The following is a 6648-nucleotide window of genomic DNA, read 5'->3' on the forward strand; positions in this document are numbered from 1 at the left end:
GGCCGAGCCCCGCGCTCCGGTGCTGGTCAACGCCCCGAATGTCCGCAATGATCCAGATCAGATGCGGTTCGGTCGATCCAGAGGAGGGTCGCGTGACGCGGAACGGTCGGGTGGCCGTCATGCCCACCGCGCCATGTCCTGGATCCCCGAGCTCCCGAGCCCGCGGCGCCGTGCGACCGCGCCGACCCCCACGGGTGAATGAACCCGCCGCGGGGTCCCGCCGGCTGCGCCCGTGGCGTACCGATCCGGCTGGCGACCGGGCGGGGGCCAGCCTCAGGACCATCGACGACACGTCCATGGGTCATCGCCACATCGACAGAGGGATCCCAACGTGACAGAGCAACGCAGTGGATTTGCGGTCGGCCTCACCGTGTTCGCCGCGACGATGATGATCCTCGTCGGCGTCCTGCACGCGGTGCAGGGGGTGGTGGCCATCGCGAACGACACGTTCTATGTCGCGGGCCGGGAGTGGATCTTCGAGCTGGACGTCACGACGTGGGGGTGGATCCACCTCGTCGCCGGTCTGGTCGTCCTGCTGGCCGGCTTCTTCGTGCTCGGCGGGGCGGTGTGGGCCCGGGCCGTCGGCGTCGCCGTGGTGTGCCTGAGCATCCTGCTCAACTTCGCGTGGCTCCCGTACTACCCGGTGTGGAGCGCCGTCATCATCGCGCTCGACGTCTTCGTCATCTGGGCGCTGACGGTCCACGGTCGGGACATCGTCCGATGAGCGCGCGCGCAGCCCGCGGGTCGGCGCGACGTCGCAGCCACGCGTCCGTCGCCGTCGCCGTCGGCACGAGCCTGCTGCTCCTGCTGTCCGCGTGCACGGGCGACAACGCGGGTCCCGAGCCCACGCCCAAGTCGGACGTCGAGGTCGCGCAGGCGGACGTCACGGCCAAGGAGCAGGCGCTTGCCGATGCGCAGGCCGCGGCGACGGACGCCGGAGCGGCGTTCTGCGACGCGAGCTCGACCTACATCACGGCCCTCGACCGCTACGGCGACGTGCTGAACCAGACGGAGGTCACCGTCGGGGACGTCCAGACGGCCGGCACCGACCTCGCCGACCCCGCGGCCGAGTCGAAGGATGCCGGCCAGAAGGCCGTCGACGCGCGGGAGGCGGTGGTCCAGGCGCAGCAGGACCTCGCCGCGGCTCAGGCCGAGCTCGCCGCCGCCCAGGCGGCGGCCGCCGGCGAGCCCGCGCCCGAGCCCACCGAGGAGTCGCCCAGCCCGGTGCCCACCGTGCCGGAGGCCAGCGTGACCCGCGTCCAGCAGGCCGAGGACGAGTTCGCGTCGGCCCAGGCGGGGATCACGCAGGAGACGCCGCTGGTGCAGGCCTCGGAGCAGTTCAACTCGGCGGCCGTGGCCCTCGAGATGGCCTGGCTCCGGCTGTTCGCCGACTCGGGGTGCCTCTCCGACGAGCGTCAGGCGCAGGCGAGCGCGACGGTGAGCGCCTACACGGTCGCGCTCCAGCAGTCGCTGGCGGACACCGGGTACTACACGGGCGCGGTGGACGGCATCTACGGCCCCCAGACGGTCGCCGCGGTGCAGGCGTTGCAGAAGGAGAACGGCCTGCCCGAGACGGGGACCGTGGACAAGGCGACCGCGGCGGCGCTGCAGGCAGCGGTGGAGGCCAAGGCCGGCGCGGACGCCCAGGTGGCGACGGCGACGACCGCGGCCCTGCAGCAGACCCTCAAGCTGGCGGGGTACTGGGACGGTCCGATCGACGGTCAGTGGTCGGACGCGCTCACGGCCGCGGTCGGCGCGGCGCAGACCGACCTGGGCGTCCCAGTGACGGGCACCGTCGACGCGGCGACCCTCGCGGCGTTCCAGGCGGCCCTCACCGCCGCCAAGGCCGCCGCCTCCGCCGAGCCGTCGACCGAGGCCCCCACCGAGGAGCCGTCGCCGACCGACGAGGGATGACCGGGCGGGCGCCCGCCGAGCTAGGCGGGCGCCCGCCAGGGCAACGGAGGCAGCGGCGGCGGGGCGTCGCTGAGCGGCGAGCACAGCGGCAGCTTCTCGCCCAGCCACCGCAGCAGGATCGAGCCCAGCACGGCCGCCGTGAGCGAGCCGGCGAGGATGCCGATCTTGGCGTTGTCGAGCTGCGTCGGGTCGTCGAACGCGAGCCCGGCGATGAACAGCGAGATGGTGAACCCGATGCCGGCCAGCACCGCGCCGCCGAGCAGGTGGCCCCAGCGCACGCGGCCGGGGAGCTCGCCGAGCCCGAGCTTGAGGGCGAGCGTCGCGGCGCCGGTGATGCCGATCGCGTTGCCGAGTACGAGCGCGACCGCGACGCCGATGGCCAGCCGTGACTGGGCCGCGGCCTGCAGCGACTCCGCGTCCAGGCTGATCCCTGCGTTGGCGAGGCCGAACAGGGGCACGACGACGAAGGCGCTCCACGGGTGCAGGAGGCGCTGCAGCCGGTCGTTCGTCGGCACCGCTGCCCGGGCCGCGAGCTCGGCGAGGTGCTCGCGCTCCGCCGTGGCGTCGTCGATGAGCTTGCGGCCGTACCCGGCGACCTCCTCGATGGTCTCCTGGTCCGCCGGGCGGGCCGGGACGAGCAGGCCGACGATGACGCCGGCGAGGGTGGCGTGCACGCCGGACGCCTGGACCGCGAACCACAGGGCGATGCCGGCGACCACGTACGGCGCCAGCTGCCAGACGTTGAGCCACCGCAGCACGACGATGCCGACGACGATCGCGGCGGCGACCCCGAGCGCGGCCATGTCGACCTCGGACGTGTAGAACACCGACATCACGGTGATCGCGCCGATGTCGTCGACTATCGCCAGGGTGAGCAGGAACAGCCGCAGCCGGTCCGGGCACTTGGGCCCGAACAACGCGAGGATGCCGACGAGGAACGCGGTGTCCGTCGACATCACGACGCCCCAGCCGTGCGCGGCGTCGGTCCCGCCGTTGAAGGCCAGGTAGATGAGCACCGGGACGAGCAGGCCGCCGAGCGCGCCGAGGGCGGGCACGGCCACCGTCCGCTTGTCCCGCAGGTCTCCCGTGGTGGCCTCGCGGCTGATCTCCAGGCCGACGACCGCGAAGAAGATCGCCATCGCCRCGTCGTTGACCCAGCCGTGCAGGTCGAGCTCGACGCCCCACGACCCGATGTGGAAGCCGGCCATGGTGGACCACATCGACTCGTACGCGTCGGCCCAGGGCGAGTTCGCCCAGATCAGTGCCACGACGGTGGCGGCCAGCAGGTAGACGGCGCTGCCGGCCTCGTTGGTGAGGAAGTCCTTGACGGAGGGCTGCAGGCCGGGCAGCGAGACCCGCAGCGCGGGACCGGGTGAGGTGGAGGTCGAGGTCGTCGACATGCGGATCAACGTCGCAGGTCATCGGCCGCGACGCAACGGGCGTTCGCCGTCGGCGTCAGGAGTCCTTCTCGGCGTCGTCACGCACCGCTTCGGCGTGGTCCGGGACATACGTGTACAGCTCCCGCGGGGGCCGCTTGTAGCCGGTCGAGGCGGCGGGGCGCTCGGGCAGGACCACCTTCTCGGGCGGCACGTTCGTGTACGGGAGCGTGGACAGCAGGTGGCTGATCATGTTGAGCCGCGCGTGCTTCTTGACGTCGGACTCCACCACGAACCACGGGCTCTTCGTCGTGTCGGTGTGGACCATCATCTCGTCCTTGGCTTGGGAGTACTCCTCCCACCGGCTGATGGACTCGAGGTCCATCGGGCTCAGCTTCCACTGCCGCAGCGGGTCCTTCAGCCGCGAGCGGAACCGCTTGAGCTGCTCCTTGTCCGACACCGAGAACCAGTACTTGCGCAGCAGGATCCCGTCCTCGATGAGCATCTCCTCGAAGGTCGGGGTCTGGCGCATGAACCGCTGGTACTCGGCCTTGGTGCAGTAGCCCATGACCTTCTCGACGCCCGCACGGTTGTACCAGGAGCGGTCGAACAGGACGATCTCGCCCGCCGCCGGCAGCTGCGCGACGTAGCGCTGGTAGTACCACTCGGTCTTCTCGCGCTCGCTCGGGGTGGGCAGCGCGGCGACGCGCACGACACGCGGGCTGAGGTAGGCCGCGACCCGCTTGATCGTGCCGCCCTTGCCTGCGGCGTCTCGGCCCTCGAAGACGACGGCGATCCGGGCCCCGGTCTCCTGGGCCCAGAGCTGGACCTTGACCAGCTCGGCCTGCAGGCGGGCGAGCTCGGCCTCGTAGACGTCGTTCGGGATCTTGTTCTTCTTGGACTTCTTGCCGGACTTCTTCGCCATGGCCGGACGCTATCGTTCCCGGTGCGCTCCCGCCCGAGTTCCGCATCCTCGGATCGAGACGCGCTGGACAKCCGCATCTACGGCACTACGATCGCGTTCGTGACGGACTATCGGATCAGCGAGGCGGCCCAGCTGTTGGGCGTGAGCGACGACACGCTCCGTCGGTGGGTCGACTCGGGCGTCCTGGCGGCCCGGACCGATACCGCCGGCCGCAGCGTGGTCGACGGCGTCGAGCTCGCGGCGCTGGCCGTCGAGCGCGCCCGGACCCCCGAGGACGCCGCCGCGGGCACGAGCTCGGCGCGCAACCGGCTGCCGGGGCTGGTCACCGGAATCCTCATGGACACCGTGATGGCGCAGGTCGAGCTGCAGGCCGGCCCGTTCCGGCTGGTGTCGCTGATGTCGAGCGAGGCGGTGCGCGAGCTCGGGCTCGAGGTCGGCTCGCGCGCGACCGCCGTGGTGAAGGCCACGACCGTGCTCGTCGAGACCCCGCGGGCCCAGCGGTGAGGGCTCGCGCCCTCGTGGCCGCCGCCGTCCTGCTGGCTCTGGCGGGCTGCTCCACCGGCACGCCTGCCACGCCCGAACCCAGCAGCCCCGAGCTCACGGGGGAGCTCACCGTCTTCGCCGCGGCCTCCCTGCAGGGAGCGTTCGACGCCCTCGGCGCAGAGTTCGCGGCCGAGAACCCCGGGGTCACGGTCCACCCGACCACCTACGACGGGTCGTCGACGCTCGCCACGCAGCTGGTCGCCGGGGCGTCGGCGGACGTCTTCGCCTCGGCGGACGAGAAGAACATGGCCACGGTGACGGACGCCGGCCTGGCCGACGGAACCCCGACCGTCTTCACGACGAACACGCTCGAGATCGTCGTCGCGCCCGGCAACCCGAAGAACATCACCACGTTGTCGGACCTCGCGGCCCTCTCGACGTCGGGCGGCAAGGTCGTCCTCTGCGCCGCCGAGGTGCCCTGCGGCTCCGCGTCGCACACCCTCCTCGACGGCGCCGGGCTCACGCTCACGCCGGTGAGCGAGGAGCAGAACGTCAAGGCCGTCCTCACCAAGGTGCAGACCGGCGACGCCGACGCCGGCCTGGTCTACCGGACCGACGTGCTGGCGGCGGGCGACACCGTCGAAGGCGTCGAGGTCCCCGAGGCGGCGACGGTCGTCAACGCCTATCCGATCGCGGTCCTGACGACGGCCAGGGATCGGGACGTCGCACGGGCGTTCGTCGACCTCGTGCTGTCCGACACGGGCCAGAAGATCCTGGCCGACCTCGGCTTCACCGCGCCGTGAGGGCGCGCCGCGACAGCGGGGTCCCCGGGCTGCTGTGGCTGCCCGCCGCGCTCGCCGCCGGTCTTCTCGTCCTGCCGGTCGTCGCGCTCGTCGTCCGCGCGGACTGGTCGACGCTGCCCGCGGACATCGGGACGCCGGCTGCTCTGGACGCGCTCCGGCTCTCGCTGACCACGTCGATCGCGGCCACCGTCGCGTGCCTCGTGCTCGGCGTCCCACTGGCCGTCGTGCTCGCGCGCGCCCAAGGCTGGTCGGCGGACGTGCTGCGCGCCCTCGTGACGCTGCCGTTGGTGCTGCCCCCGACGGTCGGCGGCATCGCACTCCTGTACCTGCTGGGCAGGCGCGGGCTGGTCGGCCAGTCGCTGGACACGTGGTTCGGGATCACCATCCCGTTCACCACCGCGGCCGTCGTCATCGCGCAGACGTTCGTCGCGATGCCGTTCCTCGTGCTGTCGGTCGAGGGCTCCCTGCGGACCGCCGGCCGGCGGTTCGACGTCGTCGCCGCAAGCCTCGGTGCCGGGCCGTGGACCGTCCTGCGGCGCATCACGATCCCGCTCGTCATGCCCGGCCTGGTGAGCGGCACGGTGCTCTGCTTCGCGCGGGCGCTCGGCGAGTTCGGCGCGACCGCACTGTTCGCGGGCAACTCCCCGGGCATCACCCAGACCATGCCGCTCGCCATCTACTCGGCGTTCAACGGCGCCGGCGTCACGCAGGGCACGGCCGTCGCGCTGTCGCTGCTCCTCGTGTTCGCCGCGATCGCGGTGCTCCTCGCCGCGCGCGCCTGGCGGCCGGGGCGCGCCGCATGACGTCCCTGCACGCGGAGGTGGCCGTCCGGCGCGGCGCCTTCGCGCTCGACGTCACCCTCGCCGCCCACCCGGGCGAGATCGTGGCGGTGCTCGGCCCCAACGGCGCGGGCAAGTCGACGCTGCTGGCGGTGCTCGCCGGGCACCTGGTCCCGGCGGACGGCGTGGTGCGCGTGGGGGAGCGGACGCTGACCGCCGTGTGGCAGGGCCGGGTGGAGACGGACCTGCGTCCCGAGCGGCGGTCCGTCGGCCTGCTCGGCCAGGACCCGCTGGTGTTCCCGCACCTGAGCGCGCGCGAGAACGTCGCCTTCGCCCCGCGCGCGGCGGGCGTGCCGGCCAGGGACGCC

General features: G+C 72.7%; 8 protein-coding genes. 6 read left to right on the forward strand and 2 right to left on the reverse strand.

What is annotated here, in order from left to right:
- The first annotated feature begins 331 nt into the window (after positions 1-331).
- On the forward strand, positions 332-724 hold the full coding sequence (locus tag AC1DQC_RS12960; protein ID WP_477051651.1) for a DUF7144 family membrane protein: 393 nt from the start codon (positions 332-334) through the stop codon (positions 722-724).
- Positions 721-1914, forward strand: coding sequence for a peptidoglycan-binding domain-containing protein (locus AC1DQC_RS12965; protein WP_477051652.1), 1194 nt, complete (start codon positions 721-723; stop codon positions 1912-1914). Before AC1DQC_RS12960 ends, AC1DQC_RS12965 begins: the two co-directional genes overlap by 4 nt.
- Positions 1915-1934: 20 nt before the next feature.
- On the opposite strand, the gene nhaA is transcribed toward AC1DQC_RS12965, so the two are convergent.
- Both nhaA and ppk2 read right to left on the reverse strand, forming a co-directional pair.
- A complete protein-coding gene (gene nhaA, locus AC1DQC_RS12970; protein ID WP_477051653.1) occupies positions 1935-3314 on the reverse strand; it encodes a Na+/H+ antiporter NhaA in 1380 nt (459 codons plus the stop codon).
- A 55-nt stretch (positions 3315-3369) separates the two neighbouring features.
- A complete protein-coding gene (ppk2, locus tag AC1DQC_RS12975) occupies positions 3370-4215 on the reverse strand; it encodes a polyphosphate kinase 2 (RefSeq protein ID WP_477051654.1) in 846 nt (281 codons plus the stop codon).
- Between the two features lie 99 nt (positions 4216-4314).
- Here ppk2 and AC1DQC_RS12980 point away from each other — a divergent pair, with 99 nt between their 5' ends.
- From AC1DQC_RS12980 to AC1DQC_RS12995, 4 genes are all read left to right on the forward strand, one after another.
- Positions 4315-4719: a TOBE domain-containing protein gene (locus tag AC1DQC_RS12980; RefSeq protein ID WP_477051655.1), complete on the forward strand. Its 405-nt coding sequence runs from the start codon at positions 4315-4317 to the stop codon at positions 4717-4719.
- Positions 4716-5501: a molybdate ABC transporter substrate-binding protein gene (gene modA / locus AC1DQC_RS12985; RefSeq protein ID WP_477051656.1), complete on the forward strand. Its 786-nt coding sequence runs from the start codon at positions 4716-4718 to the stop codon at positions 5499-5501. The genes AC1DQC_RS12980 and modA overlap by 4 nt, the downstream gene beginning before the upstream one ends.
- The gene (locus AC1DQC_RS12990; protein ID WP_477051657.1) at positions 5498-6304 is read left to right on the forward strand and encodes an ABC transporter permease; all 807 of its coding nucleotides are present in this window, start codon (positions 5498-5500) and stop codon (positions 6302-6304) included. Before modA ends, AC1DQC_RS12990 begins: the two co-directional genes overlap by 4 nt.
- Positions 6301-6648: ATP-binding cassette domain-containing protein (locus tag AC1DQC_RS12995; protein ID WP_477051658.1), on the forward strand; the 348-nt coding region annotated here is incomplete at its 3' end. The genes AC1DQC_RS12990 and AC1DQC_RS12995, both read left to right, overlap by 4 nt.

Source organism: Cellulomonas sp. P4_H12 (assembly GCF_056400905.1).